Raw genomic sequence first — 19,283 nt, forward strand, 5'->3', positions numbered from 1 at the left:
GGCTCCAGAGCAAAGGAGAATGCACCGATGTCTGCTACTTTCGATTTGAACGAGCGTCCGGATTACGATGAGGTTCTGCAGAAAATCGCTGACTACGTGCTCGACTTTAACGTTGGCGGTAGTGAAAATGACGATACTCACGAAGCCCTCGATACCGCCCGCAATTGCCTGATCGATACCCTTGGCTGCGGGCTGCTCGCTCTGCGTTTTCCCGATTGCACCAAGCATCTGGGACCTATCGTCGAGGGGACGACCGTGCCGCACGGCGCCCGGGTGCCCGGCACCTCTTTCCGTCTCGATCCCGTCAAGGCTGCCTGGGATATTGGCTGCATTGTGCGCTGGCTCGACTATAACGACACCTGGCTGGCAGCCGAATGGGGACATCCTTCCGATAATCTTGGCGGCATCCTGGCTGTCGCAGACCACCTGTCTCAGAAGCGCGTCGCTCAGGGTAATGCGCCCCTCACCATGCGCGATGTGCTCGAGTCGATGATCATGGCGCACGAAATCCAGGGTGTGCTTGCGCTGGAAAACTCGTTTAACCGGGTCGGTCTGGATCACGTTGTCCTGGTGAAAGTTGCTTCGACAGCGGTGAGTGCAAAGCTTATGGGCGCGTCCCGTGAGCAGCTCCTTTCGGCGCTGTCCCATGCCTGGGCCGATGGTCAGTCCCTGCGAACCTATCGCCATGCGCCGAATGCCGGCTCGAGGAAATCCTGGGCGGCAGGCGATGCAACGTCTCGTGCGGTTCGCCTGGCCGATATCGCTATGCGCGGTGAAATGGGCGTTCCAGGGGTGCTAACGGCGCCACAGTGGGGGTTTTACGACGTGCTCTTCAGCAAAACCAACAAGGACCAGGCGCTGAAGCCGGAGGATAAACGTCAGTTTTCCCTACCACAGGGCTTCGGGACCTATGTCATGGAAAATGTGCTGTTTAAGATCTCCTTTCCCGCGGAATTCCATGCTCAGACGGCGGCAGAAGCCGCGGTTACACTGCATCCGGAAGTCAAAGACCGGCTGGACCAGATCGACAGAATCGTCATCACCACCCACGAATCCGCGATCAGAATCATCTCCAAAGTGGGCACGTTGGCAAACGCAGCGGACCGTGACCACTGCTTGCAATATATGACGGCCGTGCCATTAATTTTTGGCAATCTCGTGGCCGAGCATTATGAAGACAACTTTCACGCAGCCAATCCGATCATCGACGAGATTCGCGAGAAAATGGAAGTTGTCGAAGACGAGCGTTATACCCGCGAGTACCTCGAGCAGGGTAAGCGTTCGATAGCCAATGCCATCCAGGTTTTCTTTAAAGATGGCACCCATACCGAGAGCGTTGCGGTCGAATACCCGATAGGCCATCGGCGTCGTCGGGAGGACGGGATACCGCTACTTGAAGACAAGTTCCGCAACAATCTTTCGACCCGTTTTCCCGCGCAGCGGTGCGATCAGATCTTCATGCTTTGTAAAGATCAGAAGGCGTTAGAGGCCACGCCGGTTCATGAATTCGTGGCGATGTTCGTTATTTGATGCGTCCGCTTCGGCTCGGCCACTTTAAGGATTCGATAATCAGCAGGTTGCTCGATCTCAGCGGAAATATACGAGGAGAGTCGGGCTGCCTGCAAAACGGAACTTGCTATTAACCGGCAGCCATTCTCACAGTATCGAAAGGTAAAATATCTGTCATATGTCTGTGCGGCTTGATTGCAGTTACAAGAAAATACAGTAGTATTGCTCCTCGGATGCCCTCGCCAATGCATGGGATGCACCCTGGCCGCTTGAGGCAAAGCAGTAGCGTGTCAAAAAAGGAGTTGACGTGGCGCACGTCAGGTTGTTCAGACATTACATACATCTTCCTTTCGTTATCCTGGGACTGATCGATTTCATCGTCCTTGTTTGCGCGTTCTCGTTGGCGGTATTTTTCCGCTTTTTCGGGGATGTTTCGTTCTTTACTCAGTCGATTACATACATCTATCCGTCCGCGCTTGTCTTCGCCGGGTTGAATCTTCTGGTGATGACCGCCATCGGCGTTCATCAGTCCCGGGTTGACGAAGGTCTTTCCGGGATGATGCTGCGCACGATTATGGCGCTGATTCTGAGTATTCCCCTCTCGCTGACCGCCTTCCTGATCGCTGACGACTGGTTGTGGTACCTGGGGGGCGGCGGCATTATTACTACAGCGTCGGTTTTTGGCTTCTTCCTTCTCGGCATATTCCGAACGGTGTTCTTCACGGTGGTCGGCGATGAAGCCTTTAAGCGCGATGTGCTGGTACTTGGTGCAGGCTACCGGGCCAAACAGCTACTGGAAGATTTGCGCACGCCGTTTAACCGTAAAGGTTTCAATCTTGTAGGATTCGCGCCTATACCCGGCGAGCCGGTTGAAGTTCCTGCTCAGCATCTGATAAATGTATCCGGGTCGTTGCACAGGTACGTTCTCAATAAGCCCGTAAGAGAGATTGTCGTTGCCGTGGATGACCGACGCAAAGGGTTGCCCATGGAGGATTTGCTGGAGTGCAAAATGGAGGGGGTTCGGATTGTCGATGGTGCCGCATTCTACGAGCGGGAATCGCGCAAGGTGGCGCTTGAGATGATTACCCATGGGTGGCTCGTTTTTTCCGACGGCTTTACGGTATCTTCGGTTGCAGGCGCTGGTAAGCGGGCGTTAGATATACTCACATCCGCCGCTCTTCTGCTGGTATCCAGCCCTCTGATTTTATTGACGATACTTGCAATCAAGATCGAAGACGGGCTATCGGCGCCGATTTTCTATAGCCAGGAACGTGTCGGCCTCGGCGGTCGTGTGTTTAAAGTGCATAAGTTCCGCTCCATGCGGACGGATGCCGAGAAAGACGGCGCTGTTTGGGCGAGGAAGAATGATACTCGTGTCACTCGGGTCGGCGAGTTCATTCGTAAGGTGCGCATCGACGAATTGCCGCAAATCTTTAACGTGCTGAATGGCACAATGGCGTTTGTGGGACCGCGTCCGGAACGTCCAATGTTCGTCGAGCAACTGGCAGAGAAGATTCCTTTTTACAACGAGCGGCATCGCGTGAAGCCAGGAATCACGGGTTGGGCCCAATTGTGTTTTGCCTACGCGGATAACGAAGAAGACAGTCGCGAGAAGCTTAGGTACGACCTTTATTACATTAAAAACCAGAGTCTCTTGCTTGATTTGCTGGTTATTATCCAAACAGTAGAAGTGGTATTGTTCAAGAAAGGTTCAAGGTAGGGTTAAAGGTCGATAGGGGTTGCTGAACAGGCGGCTAGAACGCAAGTCACGCGGAATGCGCCGTAACCAAAACCGCCTTGTTTCGCGGACTTCGGTCGAGTATCAGGCGAAAGCTAATTCATTCATTGATCCAATAAATTGTAGTGGGGAAAACAAATGGCACGGACGTTAGTTGCTGCATTTGCAGTGTTAACCTTACTTCTCTCCGGCTGTGTATCTACTCCGGCGTCATCGCCTGAAAAGATTCGTCAGGCGCTTAATGTCAAAAAGCAGGGCGTTGACCAGTACATCCTGGGGCCTACCGATGTCGTTCAAGTGTCCGTATGGCGTAATCCGGATTTAAGCGCCTCCGTGCCGGTTCGTCCAGATGGGCGGATCTCGGTACCGCTGGTCGGGGACGTCCAGGCGTCCGGCAGAACACCTGAGGATCTTGCGCAGTCCATTGAGGATGAATTGGCGGAATACATCCGGGAACCTCAGGTCAGTATCGTCGTCACCGGTATGGGCAGCCATGAGTTTACCGATCGTGTCAGAGTTACCGGCGCGGTCCAGGGCCCTATGTCTATGCCACATCGTTCCGGCATGACGGTGATGGATGTTGTGTTGCAGGCCGGCGGCGCGAACGAGTTTGCGGACCTGGACGATGCCAGGCTTTACCGCAAGATGGACAATGAAGCTGTTTCGATACCCGTCAACCTTGATGCCATCCTGAATCGCGGTGATATCAAGACCAATTACCTGTTGCAACCGGGTGACATTCTAACGATTCCCGAAAGGGATTTCTGAGTCATTCAAGATTGTCGCGTGTCCGTTACGAGCACGCGACTGAAGTAGTTGATAACGGTTTTGAAACCAGTAACGCATTAGTTGGACTATCGATATGGCGCTTCCTCTATCCCAACTGCCTGGTGAAATCATTCGCGAAGTTCGTGGTCGTAAATGGCTTGCACTGGCTGTTTTTGCGATCGTCAGTTTTGGCGTACTCGCGTTAGGTTTTATATGGCCTTATAAGTACCAGTCTCAAGTGGTGATCTACGTCGATGACGAGAACATTATCCGCCCCTTGATGGAAGGTAGTGCGGTTACCACAGAAATTAACGAACAGGCCTCCTCTGCCCAGCAGCTGCTGTGGAGCCGTAACGTTATGGAGCAGCTAGCGACCAACAAAGACATTTTCGGCAGTGGCGCAGCGGAATTGTCGAACGCGCAAATTGAAGGTCGTGTTCAGTGGCTCCGGCAAAATCTAAGCGTTGAAACTCAAGGTGAGGACTATTTCGGCATACAGTATCGCTCGGAAAGCCCACAGCAAGCGTTCAAAATTGCTCAGCAACTCGGCCAGTTGTTTATTGAAGAGTCCTCCAGGCGCAAACGCGTGGAGAGTAGAAATGCTTACGAGTTCATCGATAATCAGGTTAAGAGCTACGAGCGTCAGCTCTCTGAGGTTGAAGGTCGGATGAAGAGCTTCTTGTCAGAAAATGTCGATGGCACCGAGCAAGAAGCCAATAACCGGCTCGCAAACCTCCGTAGCCAGCTTGAACTGGCTCAGTTGGATAGAAAGGAACTCAACACGCGAGTGAATTCCCTCGAAAGCCAACTGCAAAACGTAAGTTCCACGTTTAGTCAGAAACAAACGGTGGATTCCTTCCAGAACCGAATCGCGAATCTTCAGGATCAGCTCGACTCCCTTAGGCTGAAGTATCACGATTCATATCCAGATATTGTCATTCTTGAGGAGCAAATTGCTGAACTCAAACGTCAGCGTGAGAATGCCTTAGCGACCGGTGCGGATCTCTCGCGGACCGTCCAAGGCCAGCAAATTGTAAACCCCCTTTACCAGGAGCTGAGCGCCGAGTTGGCTACGGTAAGAACCAACATCGCAGCTGTTGACACGCGCATCAATTCGTTGGATGCGTTGATTGGCGAGCAAAAGCAGCGCATGGAGCGAATCCAGGGCAATAAAGCTCAGTATTCCGATATTACCCGTGACATGGCTGTTAATAAGGAAATCTACGACGACCTCCTGAAGCGGCGTGAGAAAGCGCGTGTATCCATGCATCTCGATGTCGAAGGGCAGGGCCTGAACTATCGGATCAATGAATCTGCCCGGTATCCTTTAACGCCGTCCGGACCTCAGTTCTTCCAATTCGCGGCTATTGGGTTGTTCTTGGGTGCTCTAGCACCTTTCGGGGCCGTAGCTGGACTGTTGCAGATCGATCCAAGGGTGAGAGCCAAGGCTCAACTCGAGGACGAGGTTGGTCTACCAGTGCTGATCGAAATCCCCAAAGTTAGAACGCCCTTCGAGAGAAGACGCGACCATCGTGTGACGCTAGCGGTTGGCGTGAGCGCGGCGGTTGTGGCCATTGGTTATATTGCGATCGCGGTCGCCTCTGTCATGGGAGCGTTGTAATGGCAGAATTCCCTTCAAATCGTGGATTCAGTCCGTCAAACGACGAAAGTGCCGACCCAGCCATCGAAGAAGGCCGTGAGCTGACTTCGAAGCAGTCATCGGAACTGCGCGCTAGGGATTCGGACGGCAATAAGGATACGACGCCGGCCAAGAAGCAGGACTCCGACGTGTCCTATAACGATTGGGATGATTCCCGCCTGCTGGTTCCCAGTTCACTCGAGCTTGGCGCCGGCGCCGTTGACAAGTATGTCATCAGCAAGCAAATACGGCGTATGCAGGAGCCGCGCAGGCTGACAAACGATGATCTCGACGAACGGCGGATTATTTATCCCGAGTCGCCGGATCGCGATCTAGTCAATCGGTTCCGTAACTTGCGGACGAAGCTGCTGGAGGTTTCCGGAGGCAACAATTTTACGCTTGTCGTAACAGGAGCCGGCGAAAGCGCAGGCTCCTCGTTTACCGCCTTAAATCTGGCAGCGGCCTTCGCATTCGATCAAGCTAAAACGGCGCTGATTATCGACTGTAACCTGCGCGAGCCGGCGTTGCACAGCATGCTTGATATGGCGCCTGAGTCCGGACTGACGGATTTTCTGGATGAGTCGGATTACGACATCGGCCGCATTATTTATCCTACCGGTATCCCTCGTTTGCGCTTGATTCCTGCGGGCAGCCGGCGGGAATCGCCTGGTGAGTTCTTTACCTCGTTTCGGATGAAGCAGTTTCTCCAGGCGGTCAGGCGCCGTTACCCGGACCGTTTCATCATCCTCGACACTGCGCCGGTTACCGAGACTCCCGACGCTCGCATTCTAACCGAGCTGTGCGACTACGCGATGCTGGTGGTGCCACATGGCAAAGTAACCGCGTCGACCGTCGAACAGGCGGCAGGTGCATTCAATCCGGATAAGTTTGCCGGGGCGATTATTAATGGTTAGAAGCAATGGATCAGGGACGATTCGACGTCTCGCAGTCGCGTTATCAGGTACGGTAATCGTGTCAACAGTGTGCGCGGATCCGGTACAGATCGAACTGGGTTTGGACAATCGGTATAGCGATAACGTCACGCGCTCTGATACAAACGAACAAAGCGATCTGGAAACCCGAGTGAACGTAGGTGTGCGGCATTATGCCGAGCCAGGGCAATGTATGTCGGATCTTTCGGCGGACCTGGGCTACGGGATGTATCTTGACGATACCTACGATCCGGAAAACTATATTACGTTGGATTGGTTTGGCAACTGCGAGATTACTGATCGGCTTTATTGGGATGTATCCAATTCGACCCGGGACGTCATTCAGGATTCGCGTAGTGCGGCAACGCCTGACAACACGACCCGCCGCAACATCTTCAGGACCGGGCCCCGGTACACGTTGAGACTGAGTCCGCGTCACTATATTGACCTCGCTGCCGAGTATGAAAACGAGCAGTACGAGAGTTCGGACGAGCCGGATAGCGAGGGCGTCAGTGGGACGGTCGCGTGGCGGCATCTGTTCTCGCAGACGTTAACCGGAGGTCTTCGTTTCACGGCGTCGGATAAAGAGCTGGATACAGACGAAGACATAACGACGGAAACAGCTTCGGCCTTCTTCAATAAAGTTTTTTCAACCACGCAGGTTAGCGGGTCTATCGGTGCTACAAGACTTGAGACCGAGGTCGATGGTGATGTGCTGGTATCCGAGGGTATCACTGGCGATATCAGGATTGACCGGGAAATCACCGCCACAGCTTGGTCCTATCTTGAGGCTAGCCGGCGCATCACGGACGACACTTCGGACTACGATTTCGAGTTCGACGGCGTTACGTACGGCATCGAGCAGCGAACAGCGGTTGAAATTACGTCCTTTCGTGTAGGCCTGCGCAAACAGTTTGGCGACACCTCCAACCTCGATACATCCCTGGTTGCGGATCGTTCCGACGAAGTTGCCACCGGTATACGCGAAGACAGGGTTGCCGTGGAGGCGCTTTATCGCCGCCCCATTACCGGCTTTCTCGACTTCACCGCAGGCTCCCAGCTCGCCTATCTGAGTTACACTGACGACAATTCCGAAGATCAGCTGTTTAACGTTGATGTGGGCCTTTCTTATCAATGGGCTCGTGATTTGAGCCTGCGGGGCGAAATCGGTCACAACCGTCGGGCAAGTGACATAGGCAGCCGGGAGTACGTCGAGAATTGGATCTTGGTCGGAATTGAATACCAGGTTCGGTAGAGATCCGCGTTTTCTCAAGGAACTGAAATGAATCAGCCACTGAATGCATTAACCGTAGATGTTGAAGATTATTTCCAGGTTGCCGCGTTGGCTGAGGCTGTATCACGGGACGACTGGGATTCCATGGAATACCGTGTCGAGCAGAACACCGATCGGCTGCTGGCGCTGTTCGATCAACAACACGTCAAGGCGACCTTCTTCGTTTTGGGTTGGGTGGCAGAGCGTTCGCCGGACCTCGTTCGGCGTATCAAAGCTGGCGGTCATGAAATTGCGAGCCATGGATACAGTCACCAGTTGATTTACAACCAGCAGCCGGATGTCTTCCGCGAAGAAACCCGGCGCTCGAAGCAAATCCTTGAGGATATTTTAGGCGAGCCCATTCATGGCTACCGGGCGGCCAGTTACTCAATTACCGCACAGTCCAAGTGGGCGCTGGATATTCTCTGTGACGAAGGCTTTACTTGGGATTCATCGATTTTCCCGGTTCACCACGATCGTTACGGTATGCCGGGAACCCCTGAAAAACCCTATGTTCTTGAAGCGCCGTCCGGTGGCTTGTTGAAAGAGTTTCCACTTTCGACCTGTCCGGTAGGAAACTACCGCCTTCCCATCGCCGGTGGAGGTTACTTTCGGCTCTATCCTTATTTTCTGAGTCGCTGGGGGTTGGGAAAGATAAACCGGGCAGGGGAGCCTTTTATTTTCTATCTTCACCCCTGGGAAGTGGATCCTGGCCAGCCACGATTAAAGGCCAGTGCGTTCTCACGCTTCCGGCATTACAACAATTTGTCGGTGTGTTTCGATCGCTTGCAGCGTTTGTTGAAAGACTTCCGTTTCGGCACCGTGAGTGAGGTCATGGATTCTCTGGATCTCAATGCCGCTCCCGTTAAGGTTTAGTTCGACATATGGCAGAGAATTCAGTAGTAGGTACGCCTATCGATCCGGCTCATCCCCCCACTAAAGCGCAATTAGAAGAACTCAAGGCAGAAAAAGGCCGGTTAAGTCGGCAAATCGGTGAAGCCAAGAAAAGTGGCCAGTCGGCTGATGGACTGATTGCTCAGCTTAAGCAGGTTTCAGATGATTTAAAGACGCTTCAAAAAGCTCACAAAAAGTCTCTGAACCAGACCGACGATAGCCGCCCGGAAGCCCAAGTAACGACCGCTGCTCCGCCTTTTATCAGAAGTGCAGATGTCAGAAGTGCAGATAAGATCAGCGTGCAGGATGTTGTGTCAGATCCACGAGACAACGCTAGTATGTCCGCCTGGGATCGTTACGTAGACGAGCATCCGGCCGGCACACCTTATCACCGCCTGGGCATTAGGCAGTTCATTGAAACCACTTATGGGCACCAAACCCGGTATCTCTTCGCGCGCGGGGCGAAGGGGCAAGTCGTCGGTGTTTTACCGTTAGTTCAGCTTCGCAGCCGGCTATTCGGAAACTTCGTGGTTTCGGTGCCTTACTTTAATTACGGCGGTGTCCTCGCAGACAGCTCAGAGGTGGCGGAGCGCCTCGTCGACGAAGCGTCGGCGTGGGCCGAATCTCTTGGGGCTAGCCACGTGGAACTGCGGCATCTGGACGCATCCAAGCTGGATCTGCCAGCCCGGACAGATAAGGTCACGTTCTGGCTTGATTTGCCTAAAAAACCGGAAGAGCTCTGGAGCCAGTTCCGACCCAAATTACGAGCACAGATACGGCGTGCGGAACGAGAAGAGCCTGAATGTCACATCGGTGGCCTGGAGCTTCTCGATGATTTCTACGATGTTTTTGCCGCCAATATGCGCGACCTGGGGACGCCGGTATACGGTAAGCGCTTCTTTCGTGACCTCATAGAGCAGTCAGGGTTGTCCGCCTGGTTGGTGGTGGTGAAACTTAATGGCGAGCCCTGCGGTTGCGCGTTCTTGTTGGGTTATCGAGGGCGGATGGAGATTCCGTGGGCTTCGACGCTGCGCAAGTTCAATGCAACAGGGATCAATATGTTCATGTACTGGCGAGTGCTGGAATTCGCCATCGAGCAAGGCTTCCGGCTTTTCGATTTTGGCCGCTGCAGCGAAGAGGCCGGTACCTACCGGTTCAAACGTCAGTGGGGCGCAGAGCCTGTGCCCATGCGCTGGGATTACAAGATGGCGCCGGACACGCCGCTGCCGGGGCTCAATCCGCATAACCCTAAATTTATGCTGCTTATCGCCATCTGGCAGCGCCTGCCGGTCTGGCTAACCCGCATTCTTGGCCCCAATATCGTCAAGAGCCTGCCCTAATGAGCCTGTTCCAGACGCATGCGTGGCAAAGCGCCTGGTGGGAAACTTGGGGGGTGGATAACGACTTTACCAAGGTGTCGCCCTGGTCGGAAGGTCGCTGCGGGTTGTATCTCTCATCATATCGGGTTAAGGGAATCATCCCTTTGCGCTCCCTCGAGTTTGTGGGGAGCAGTTACCGCAACGTTCGATCAGTCAGGACCGAGTACAACACGTTGTGCTCCGAACTTAAGACAGATGCAGAGAACTTTGCCGCATTCACCGATTTATTGAAGCAAACCCGCTGGTCCGAGGCGGTATTTAACGACCTCATTGTCGGATCACAAGACATCGACTTTCTCTACGCGCTGGCGCGAAGCGAGAGATGGCTTGTCCGTGAGACAGCGTCGGACACTGCTTGGAGCGTCGATACGAACGGGGATTTTGGAGAATACCTTCGTTCTCTGGGCTCCAACACCCGGTTGAGGATATACAACCGCCGTCGTGTGCTCGAAAGCCTGGGTTCTGTGGATCACGAGAACCTCTGGCTAAAGGGTGATGAGGGAGTAAGGAGGTTCTTCGATGAGCTCAACCAGTTTCATTGCCGGCGTTGGGGCAAGCCCGTTTTTAGAGAGAAAGCCCTGCAGTTTCATCGGCGCTTTCTCGAGCGAGTAACGGAGGAAGGGGGGCTCCCGCAGCTCCTCCTCCTGTATTGTGATGACGCCGTGATATCAGTCTTGTACAACGTGGTTTACAAGGGGCGCGTCTACAATATTCAGAGCGGATTTGAAGAAGCCTTCCATAAAAAGCTTTCTTTGGGTTTTCTACACCTCGGATACGCAATCGAGTTTGCTTTTGAGGATCCGCAGGTAAGGGTTTTTGACATGCTTGCCGGGCGAGGGAAGAACAATAATTATAAAAAGCACCTGGCGACCAGCCGCCAAGATCTACTTTCGTTAATGGTGGTCCGAAGCCGGGTGCTAAACGCTCTTTACAGAGTCAAAGATCGTTAAAAACGGGCGCTCACCTGCGTTTCCTAAGTGAGCTGCCTGCCAATTCTAGCGTCCTGCTTAGAGTCTTTCCTTGGCATATTCCAGCCAGCTACAGTACTGCTTAAAGTGAGCGAGAGTATCTGGAAAGCTGAACCGCTTAAGCGCAAAGATGTCTGTGTTTTCCTTACGCTTCAGGTAGATATAGCCCGGGTCTGCCGAGAGAGCGCCGATAAGTCCGGCTTCCGCAGCCATCCGTTGCTCCCTCGGACCAAAATCGATACCTTCCCGACCGCTGGGAAAGCAGAAAATAGGTACCGGATTCTTTAAATTGCGACTAATCGCCTGCCAACTACCGGCAATTTCTTCCCTCGCTTCATCGTCGGTGAGTTGTGACAGGATCGGATGCCTTTTGGTATGAGGGCCGAATTCAACGTAATCCGACTCCAAAGCCCGGGCCTGATCCCATGTTATAGGCTGGTATTCAGACGGTGCCGAGCTAGGCAAGGTAACATGCAGCATCTTTGAAAAATCCGATACCGCGTTCTCGGCAACCGCGTTAGGCATTGTCTTATAAAAGTGCCGCAGCCGGCGTACCAGCAGGCGTTTATCGTTTGCCGTCTGGAACTGCGCCTTCGTCTCACCCTTCCCGAAGTCGAATTTAATTTCGTTCTCGCTAGTATGCTTGAATAGATACTCGAGCTTATAGTCCCAAGACCAATACTGAGCGTCCTGCATGTCCGTCGCTAAGAATACGGTAACCGGCGCCTGGTGACGTTCGAAGACGGGTAGAGCCTTCTCGGCCTGATCGTAAAAGCCATCGTCAAGCGTGAAAGCAACGGCCTTGTCAGGTAAGGGCCTGTTGGCTAGCAAAGATTCCACAAGATCGCGCAAGGAGATAATGTGATAGCCGCGACGCTTCAGGTAGCCAAGCGCATCTTCGAGATGACCGAGGGAATGCCCGCGGATACCTCGGTTGTCGTCTGCGAAGCGATGCATGAGAAAAACCGGAACCACCTGCCGTCTTAATGGCAGCATGAGACGACAGACGGGCGCGCTCGTCAGGAAATTAATAGCTATTTCAGAAAACATCACGTCAATAAAACCTCGGAGCCGATCGCCGTTGCGGTGCTGTAACTCAAGTAAGCATATTGGATTAAGTCTGTCATGACATTAGCGCAACGACTTCAAGTATTGCTTTAATTCGATCCATGCCGGCCTAAGGTCATGTAGGCGATTAATTTCATGTTTTTGGCCGTAAAATCTGATCGATAGAAACTCCATAATACGACGTATTTTCCGACGGATGGGATAGGAACTTTTCATGAAGATGTAGAGGCTGTCCAAATCACCGAGAACCCAGCGTAAACGTTGATCGTCTTTGTAGCCAGCGTTTGTCGAAGTGGGGGGGCGGTCAAGGTGCAAATCGGCAAGCATCAATGGAAAGTCCACGCCGGCGTCGATGGCAAGCTGAAGCGATCCCCAAAAACGTGTATTGACCTCCATCAGATAAGGCTTACCTTCGTTGGACACCCGAAATTCCACCATGGCGACACCGTGCCAACTGACGGCATTTAACAGGCGCTCCGACGCGGCCTTGAGGTCTTCCGGAACCGGAATGCTCCGGCTGAGCACGCTTACACCCCCCTCAGGCGGCTTCTCTCGAAGGCGCTGGTGAGCGAAGAACTGCACGGGCTTGCCGCGATTGTAGATACAGAAAACCCCACTTCCGTGGCCCGGTATGAATTCCTGCAGCATAAACGGCGCATAGTCGAGATAGTGCATCGCCTGCATGGCATTATTCCAGCCCGCCATGTCTTTGATCACTTTGACTTGCGTGTGTACCCAGTGGTCATCCCGAAAAATGTGTGACAGGGCGGGTTTAATAACCACAGGGAAAGTGAGTTCCCCGGCATCGACTTGGTCTCTAGATTCGTAAACAGCACTCTTAGGCACCGCAATATCGTGTTCTTGCGCGAGCTTTACCAGAGAAGCCTTTTGAGCCAATGCCATCACATTAGTATATGATGCAAAGGGCAGTTCGACGTGGGGAAGATCCTCTTGGAATTGGAGCAAGAGCTGACTGGTGACCTCCGTGGTCGGCATATAGAGGTCAAAATGGTGCTTGGAAGAAAAATCGCTAATCCACCTTACGAATTCTTTAGGGTATTGATTGGGGTCAGGATAGCGGTAGTATGTCTGGCTGTAACGGGAGGCACCACCCAGCGCGGACGGAACTGAGTCCGCTGTACTGATATCGTAGTGGCCTGATTTCCCTAGTGAACGGGTTACTGCCAAAGCGCTGCGTTGATTGGCGTCCAGCACTAATACACATGGCTTTTCGCGATCCATTCGCGGAATCTCCCTTTACATCGAGATGAGAGCTTATCAAATTGTAGGGCATGCCAATACTCTCATATTGGCCCCCTGGAAAGCGCTAGGTTAACATGGAAAGGGTTGTCGTCGGATCAATGGAGTGGCCAGCAGTATCATGAAACCTACCGTACTTCACGTTATCGATACCACGGGTCCGGGTGGTGCTGAAACCGTTTTTCTAAATTTGGCCGAGGAATGTGCGAAGCGTGGCTATGGTAGCGTCGCGGTGATCCGCGGCCCGGGCTGGGTTGAATCGCAGCTCCAGAAGCGTTCGATCAAGTACTACGTTCGTGACTGCAAGGGCAGCATGAACTTCAAGTTTCTGCTCGAGTTGGCAAAGATCGCCAAGCGCGAAAAAGTGACGCACATACAGTCCCATCTTCTGGGTTCCAATGTCTACGCGTCGTTACTGGGACTCCTTTTACGAATTCCGGTAACCGCGACTTTTCACGGTCATGTCGATATATCCGAGAAAGAACGCCTTCGAAACCTCAAATTAGGCATCATTCGGGCGGGTGCGAAGCACACCATTGCGGTGACGGAAGATCTGAGGCAAACCATTATTGAGTCTTCGTCCGGCTGGTACAGATTGACGCCGATGGTCATACCGAACGGTATTGATGTACATGATCTCGAGGCTATCCCGCTTCGAACCCTGGACACGCAGGAAAAGCCCCTGGTCTTTGGCTGCCTAGGCAATGTCAGGCCTGCTAAGAATTATCGATTGGCGGTAGATTTCATGCATCACCTGGAGGCGAAAGGCGTGAACGTGCGGCTCGTTATTGCAGGGGATGATAGCAAGCCCCAGGCACTGGAACTGAAAGAGTACGTGAGATCGAGCGGCTTGAACGATAGAGTAGAGTTTCTCGGATTCATTGATGACGTGCCGGAATTCTTGTCATCGATCGATATCTTTTTGATGACGTCCAGCAGCGAGGGACACCCTTTGGCGCTGACACAAGCCTTGGCTGCCGGTAAACCTGTGCTGTCCACACGCAATGGTATCGAGAAGATTGTCCCGGAGAAGCTGATTTATCTCTCCGACGAACACTCGCCCGAATCGCTTTCAGATGCGGGTACCAGGCTTCAAAAAACAGACCAACTGCCCGAGCTTTTATCCAAAGCGAGGGAATTTGTAAGGGAGCATTATAGTTTGGACGCGATGTTCACCCGTTACTTTAGCCTCTACGGGTAGGTTTGCCATATGCTACGTGAATTTATCCAAAACAATTATGGCAGTAGGAAAGGTCTGTTGCACTACCAGTTCGATGGCCTGTTACAGAAACTGGGTCTGTACAGGCAACGGCTGCCCGAGGATATCGGACGGGTGGTTTTTGTCTGCCAGGGCAATATCTGTAGAAGCGCCTTGGCTGAGGCCATCTTCAAACAGCATTGCGACGTAGACGCGGTGTCTTTAGGTTTGGACACCACTTCCGGAAAACCAGCTAACCCAAGGTTAATGAAAGTCGCAAAAGAGAAGGCCAACATGGACCTTTCAGCGCATCGAACCACGAGCCTGCAGGACTATGAACATCGGCCGACGGATCTGTTTGTGTGCATGGAAATTAGGCAAATTCGGCAGCTTAGGAAGCTCGGGTATACAAATCCATGCGCATTGCTGGGTGCATTTGGTGACAATCAGATGTGCAGAATAAATGACCCGTATTCGGCGAATGACTATTTTATGGAAAAGACGGTGGAGAACATCGCTTATCACGCAACTCAACTTGCTAAAGCTTTAAAGGTATAATGTCGCCGACGATTTCAGGCCAGTTGTCCAAATGACCGCATTTAAGCAGCCAGTTTATTGCGCTCGATTTTCTGCAATTTCCCAGGATTGAGCGACATTGGTCCGGCGACGTCCCATGTCGGGTGTTTCCAGACCAGAGGAACGATACCTTCATGAGCAAAACCATTGATGACATCGTCTACCACACCGTTGAATTGGCAAAGAGCCTAAAAGAGGTAAAGGGTGTTCTCCGTAATCAAAGATGACGTAAAAGCATTCCGGCAGGCTTTGAAAGGGCAGGACCTAATCTTCTATCTCGGCCTGGCGTTTATCGTACTCTATTATTTGCGTCCACAGGTCATCATTCCAGGGCTGGATATCATTCCCTGGATGCAGATCGTTATTCTGGTCGGCTTCCTGACCATGATCGGCAACAATCGGCTCAAGTTCACCGGCACCCATTTTTTGGTCTTCCTGTTTGCGACCCTGGTATGGCTATCGGCCATGAACTCGCTTTACCCTCATATTTCGTCCAGGGATATGACCACTCCCTTCATTTTTGCCCTAGAGGTTCTGTTCCTTTCAAACTGCGTAAAAAACATCAAGCAGCTGCAATTGCTGCTCATCGTCTTTTTCCTGTGTATTTTCAAAATGTCTCTTTTTGGCGCCCGCGTCTGGACCATGCGAGGCTTTGGCTTCACGAATTGGGGTATTCAGGGCCCAACAGGCTTTTTCCAGAACAGCGGTGAGTTCAGCTTGTTGATGGCGATATGTGCGGTGATGTCGATTCCGCTTATTCTGTATATGAAGCCGAAAACGAAGCTTTACTGGCTGCTTCCCATAACCGCGATAATGACGGTAATGGGCGCGAGCTCCAGAGGCGGCCAATTGGCGCTGCTGGTGGGCCTGGTTTATCTGTTGCTTGCCTACAAGAAAGTCAGCTTTAAAAAATTGTTATATGTTGTCGTGTTTGCCGCGGTTGCTTGGACGCTTTTCCCTGAAGAGCAAAAGGCCCGTTTTGAAACAGCAGGCTCGGATCAAACCTCAACCACTCGCCTAGAATACTGGGAGGCCGGTATCGAGATGGCGAAGAATTACCCGTTTCTCGGGGTGGGCTTCAAGACTTTTCCGGAGCATTATCACAGGTACTACAAGGTGAGCGACGGGAGCTATCTGTCGACCAGGAGGGAAGTGGCCCACAACTCTCTGATTGAAGTTGCATCGACGTTAGGTATCCCAGCTCTGATTTTGTATATTGGGTTCCACTTTTCTGTGTTTTCCCGCCGATCTTTAGTGAAAAAGCATAAAGACCCTGGGCTCGACCTTAAGTTTCTCGAAAGCTTCAGGGTGGCGTTGAATGCTTCCGTCCTGACTTACTTTGTAGGGGCGATATTCATGTCGATTACATTCTATCCCTACATCTACTTTCTGTTGGCTCTTGCGATTATCAAAATGCGGTTTTCGAGAGAAAGGGAGCGGGAAATCAAAGTGAAAAAGGGAGTATTCGGTGGCGGCGCCAAAGCCAAGGTCGTAAGAAATAAAAATGCGGTTGTAAAATGACAACGAAGGCCTCTGCAATCTGCTGGATAGTCGAATGATGGGTTCCGATCGATGTATATAAATAGACACGGGGCCTCGACTACCTGGAACAGGGAAAAATGAAACAAGAGCCGATTACATCATGTTCGTTAATTTCGATATGCTTGTAGCCAAGTGAGGAAAACCTTCACCTCGCCAGGTCGCAGAAGAGAAATTGGTATTACTAACAGGCGATATCGTTCATGTTTCGGCAGCGCTTAATTCGCTAGAGCTTTTTTGGTTGTCACAAATTGAGGAGAGAATGGAAGTATATTAACGGCTCAAATAATGTGCTGTTCGGACATGATCAAATTACGCCATAGGTGGTTTCGGTAGAAAATCTACATAGCGGTGAGGGTAATGACTTCTCTATAAGGGCTTCATCATGTGATTCTCCGTCCAAAAATATGGCTCCCCTCACGCACCATCCTATAGTCGGCCTTATCTTTCTAAATATGTAGCTTCATAGATAGTAGCCTTTAACGTTGGCCTTATCTATATGTAGCCCCCTACCACTGGCATCGGCATAGTCATAATATTATCCACCGAAATTTTAGCCCGTTGTGCCCAAGTCAAAGTATGTATAAGTACGCCTGGCAAAGGCCCGCAGGTTATAAGTCTGCGAGGGCCGTTATTAATTAAGTATTAAAGAATATCCGTATCAAGATAAACGAATAATCGGAATCGCATTTAAATGCTTTTGTGAAATGTCAAAGTGATTGCCGCAGACGTGAAGATATTATGGCTAGAGTTTCAATAATCGTGAATCTGCGTAAGCGGAAAACTCAATGAATGCCTGAAAAAAGCTAAACCATAGTCTTGGCAAGTTTAAATATATTGTCCCCTAAAAGAACTGGATGACTATATTTGGCCCGCATCTATAAATGAATAAGACTACCTTTCACTTTGACAGTATCACTAAGATGCTGCCTGTCAAACATGGAGTCCTTAGACGGCTGGCTATGGTCAACCTAGTCTGTTAAATGTAGAATCTAGGCAGATTTATGCTAGATGATATCTTTAAGGCGACTCAGGAAACGGAAGTTTAGCCTGCATTACGGAGTGAGTAGCGCTCACAGATGTCTTCTCCTATAACTTAGAATGCTAATGCTTTTAAATCGTAGTTTGGCGCCAGTCGTCGTTTAGTTTTAGCTTTCAGAGAAATCTTCGTGGGCCGGATAAACAGGCTGATTCACTGGTAGTATTTTTGAAAGCACTTGTCTCAAAAAGGAAAAACATGAAAATTCTCTGGTTATCCCATCTTGTCCCTTACCCACCTAAAGGAGGAGTTTTGCAGCGATCTTACAACATGATAAACGAGATGGGTAAATACCACGAAATTACGCTGCTGGCGTTCAATCAAAAATCGCTTTTGAAAAGTAGTCTTCCGGAAGAGTCCGACCCGCTTCAGTTTGCCAAACAGATGCTTCTGGAATCCGTGGAGTCCGTTGAAGTGCTCGATATACCAGAGGAACGTCTCCCGCAGGGCCGCTACCTGACAGCATTAAAAGCGTTGCTGAAGGGGAGTGCATATAACATGGAATGGCTAAAGTCTTCAGAAGCGCAGAGAGCTATATCTAAGGCTCTCTCAGAGCATTCTTTTGATGCTGTCCATGTGGACACCATAAGCTTAGCCCCCTATTTTCGACTTTTTTCGGGCCTACCGATAGTTCTAAATCACCATAACTTTGAGTCAGATATGTTAAGGCAACGCGCTGATACAGAGTCAAATGTATTCAAAGCGTTATTTTTTCGTTATGAGGCTTCTAGACTATTAAAGAGTGAAATCGAGTTTAGTAGGAAGGCACACCTCAACTTGGCATGCTCTGATGACGATGCGGAAAAGATGACAAATGTAATTGGTGAAGACAACTTCCTCACTGTGCCTAATGGAGTGGACGTCTCGTACTTTTTTCCGAATGAAAAAGCGCATGTCGAAAAAGGTAGCATTGTTATTGTGGGCGGCATGTCCTGGTACCCTAACAGGGAAGCTGTAGAATATTTTATAAGCGATATCTGGCCGATGATCAAGACAGAGTTCCCGGATATGGCGGTGCATATAGTAGGGAGAAGTCCTACCGAAAAAATACGCGATTTTGGAGACAATGAGCCTAATGTATTTGTGCATGGCTTTGTAGAGGATATTAGAGAATATTTGTGGGCTGCCCAGTTCTATTTTTGCCCAATAAGGACTGGCGGTGGTACTAAGCTTAAAATATTGGATGCGTTAGCTACCGGTTGCTGCATAATAGCAGACCCTTTTTCGTGTAAAGGCATCAGCGTTGAAGAGGGTGAAAATGTTTTATATGCGTCCACGCCGAAGGATTATATAGAGAATGTAAAGTTATTGTTAGCTGAGCCTGGTTTGGAAAAACACCTTAAGGTTAACGGCCCTAGATTGATTAAAGAAAGATATAGTTATTCTTCTATAGGCAGGCTTTATTCCGACAGACTTTGTGAATTAGTAGAGAATAATAGATAACGTAATTAATGCGATCTACGAGGTAAGCAATAAATTATGGTCAGTTATTTTTATAATCGT

At 51.0% G+C, this 19,283-nt stretch carries 15 protein-coding genes; 13 read left to right on the forward strand and 2 right to left on the reverse strand.

What is annotated here, in order from left to right; genetic code table 11:
- Positions 1 to 27: 27 nt before the first annotated feature.
- From prpD to FXO11_RS08455, 9 genes are all read left to right on the forward strand, one after another.
- The gene (gene prpD, locus FXO11_RS08415; RefSeq protein ID WP_148862562.1) at positions 28 to 1,530 is read left to right on the forward strand and encodes a 2-methylcitrate dehydratase; all 1,503 of its coding nucleotides are present in this window, start codon (positions 28 to 30) and stop codon (positions 1,528 to 1,530) included.
- A gap of 286 nt (positions 1,531 to 1,816) precedes the next feature.
- Positions 1,817 to 3,229: a TIGR03013 family XrtA/PEP-CTERM system glycosyltransferase gene (locus FXO11_RS08420; RefSeq protein WP_148862563.1), complete on the forward strand. Its 1,413-nt coding sequence runs from the start codon at positions 1,817 to 1,819 to the stop codon at positions 3,227 to 3,229.
- Positions 3,230 to 3,385: 156 nt separating this feature from the next.
- The gene (locus tag FXO11_RS08425; protein ID WP_148862564.1) at positions 3,386 to 4,015 is read left to right on the forward strand and encodes an XrtA/PEP-CTERM system exopolysaccharide export protein; all 630 of its coding nucleotides are present in this window, start codon (positions 3,386 to 3,388) and stop codon (positions 4,013 to 4,015) included.
- 94 nt (positions 4,016 to 4,109) lie between these two features.
- On the forward strand, positions 4,110 to 5,636 hold the full coding sequence (locus tag FXO11_RS08430; RefSeq protein ID WP_148862565.1) for an XrtA system polysaccharide chain length determinant: 1,527 nt from the start codon (positions 4,110 to 4,112) through the stop codon (positions 5,634 to 5,636).
- A complete protein-coding gene (locus FXO11_RS08435; RefSeq protein ID WP_227546082.1) occupies positions 5,636 to 6,568 on the forward strand; it encodes a P-loop NTPase family protein in 933 nt (310 codons plus the stop codon). Before FXO11_RS08430 ends, FXO11_RS08435 begins: the two co-directional genes overlap by 1 nt.
- A gap of 58 nt (positions 6,569 to 6,626) precedes the next feature.
- Positions 6,627 to 7,841, forward strand: coding sequence for a porin family protein (locus FXO11_RS08440; RefSeq protein ID WP_168203140.1), 1,215 nt, complete (start codon positions 6,627 to 6,629; stop codon positions 7,839 to 7,841).
- Between the two features lie 27 nt (positions 7,842 to 7,868).
- Positions 7,869 to 8,735: an XrtA system polysaccharide deacetylase gene (locus FXO11_RS08445; RefSeq protein WP_148862567.1), complete on the forward strand. Its 867-nt coding sequence runs from the start codon at positions 7,869 to 7,871 to the stop codon at positions 8,733 to 8,735.
- Between the two features lie 8 nt (positions 8,736 to 8,743).
- The gene (locus FXO11_RS08450; RefSeq protein WP_148862568.1) at positions 8,744 to 10,093 is read left to right on the forward strand and encodes a FemAB family XrtA/PEP-CTERM system-associated protein; all 1,350 of its coding nucleotides are present in this window, start codon (positions 8,744 to 8,746) and stop codon (positions 10,091 to 10,093) included.
- Positions 10,093 to 11,082, forward strand: coding sequence for a GNAT family N-acetyltransferase (locus FXO11_RS08455; RefSeq protein WP_148862569.1), 990 nt, complete (start codon positions 10,093 to 10,095; stop codon positions 11,080 to 11,082). Before FXO11_RS08450 ends, FXO11_RS08455 begins: the two co-directional genes overlap by 1 nt.
- A gap of 57 nt (positions 11,083 to 11,139) precedes the next feature.
- Here the strand turns inward: FXO11_RS08455 and FXO11_RS08460 are convergent, their stop codons facing one another.
- On the reverse strand, positions 11,140 to 12,150 hold the full coding sequence (locus tag FXO11_RS08460) for a polysaccharide deacetylase family protein (protein ID WP_227546135.1): 1,011 nt from the start codon (positions 12,148 to 12,150) through the stop codon (positions 11,140 to 11,142).
- A gap of 81 nt (positions 12,151 to 12,231) precedes the next feature.
- Complete coding sequence (locus FXO11_RS08465) at positions 12,232 to 13,410, reverse strand: carboxylate--amine ligase (RefSeq protein ID WP_148862571.1); 1,179 nt, start codon at positions 13,408 to 13,410, stop codon at positions 12,232 to 12,234.
- 139 nt (positions 13,411 to 13,549) lie between these two features.
- On the opposite strand from FXO11_RS08465, the gene FXO11_RS08470 reads away from it, so the two are divergent.
- The 4 genes from FXO11_RS08470 to FXO11_RS08485 all read left to right on the forward strand — a co-directional run bounded on the left by FXO11_RS08470 (position 13,550) and on the right by FXO11_RS08485 (position 19,223).
- Entirely contained in the window at positions 13,550 to 14,629 is a 1,080-nt protein-coding gene (locus FXO11_RS08470; protein ID WP_148862572.1) for a glycosyltransferase family 4 protein, read from the forward strand.
- 57 nt (positions 14,630 to 14,686) lie between these two features.
- Positions 14,687 to 15,184: an arsenate-mycothiol transferase ArsC gene (locus FXO11_RS08475; RefSeq protein ID WP_168203141.1), complete on the forward strand. Its 498-nt coding sequence runs from the start codon at positions 14,687 to 14,689 to the stop codon at positions 15,182 to 15,184.
- Positions 15,185 to 15,406: 222 nt separating this feature from the next.
- The gene (locus FXO11_RS08480; protein ID WP_148862574.1) at positions 15,407 to 16,723 is read left to right on the forward strand and encodes an O-antigen ligase family protein; all 1,317 of its coding nucleotides are present in this window, start codon (positions 15,407 to 15,409) and stop codon (positions 16,721 to 16,723) included.
- A 1,255-nt stretch (positions 16,724 to 17,978) separates the two neighbouring features.
- A complete protein-coding gene (locus FXO11_RS08485; RefSeq protein ID WP_148862575.1) occupies positions 17,979 to 19,223 on the forward strand; it encodes a glycosyltransferase family 4 protein in 1,245 nt (414 codons plus the stop codon).
- Positions 19,224 to 19,283 lie beyond the last annotated feature (60 nt).

Origin of the sequence: Marinobacter fonticola, from assembly GCF_008122265.1 — a bacterium.
GTDB lineage: Bacteria > Pseudomonadota > Gammaproteobacteria > Pseudomonadales > Oleiphilaceae > Marinobacter_A > Marinobacter_A fonticola.

Excerpts from the sequence above, each read along its gene's own strand:
- prpD (WP_148862562.1), top strand. The coding sequence starts at position 28 with ATGTCTGCTACTTTCGATTTGAACGAGCGTCCGGATTACGATGAGGTT.
- FXO11_RS08425 (WP_148862564.1), top strand. The coding sequence starts at position 3,386 with ATGGCACGGACGTTAGTTGCTGCATTTGCAGTGTTAACCTTACTTCTC.
- FXO11_RS08430 (WP_148862565.1), top strand. The coding sequence starts at position 4,110 with ATGGCGCTTCCTCTATCCCAACTGCCTGGTGAAATCATTCGCGAAGTT.
- FXO11_RS08435 (WP_227546082.1), top strand. The coding sequence starts at position 5,636 with ATGGCAGAATTCCCTTCAAATCGTGGATTCAGTCCGTCAAACGACGAA.
- FXO11_RS08445 (WP_148862567.1), top strand. The coding sequence starts at position 7,869 with ATGAATCAGCCACTGAATGCATTAACCGTAGATGTTGAAGATTATTTC.
- FXO11_RS08450 (WP_148862568.1), top strand. The coding sequence starts at position 8,744 with ATGGCAGAGAATTCAGTAGTAGGTACGCCTATCGATCCGGCTCATCCC.
- FXO11_RS08455 (WP_148862569.1), top strand. The coding sequence starts at position 10,093 with ATGAGCCTGTTCCAGACGCATGCGTGGCAAAGCGCCTGGTGGGAAACT.
- FXO11_RS08460 (WP_227546135.1), bottom strand. The coding sequence starts at position 12,150 with ATGTTTTCTGAAATAGCTATTAATTTCCTGACGAGCGCGCCCGTCTGT.
- FXO11_RS08465 (WP_148862571.1), bottom strand. The coding sequence starts at position 13,410 with ATGGATCGCGAAAAGCCATGTGTATTAGTGCTGGACGCCAATCAACGC.
- FXO11_RS08470 (WP_148862572.1), top strand. The coding sequence starts at position 13,550 with ATGAAACCTACCGTACTTCACGTTATCGATACCACGGGTCCGGGTGGT.
- FXO11_RS08485 (WP_148862575.1), top strand. The coding sequence starts at position 17,979 with ATGAAAATTCTCTGGTTATCCCATCTTGTCCCTTACCCACCTAAAGGA.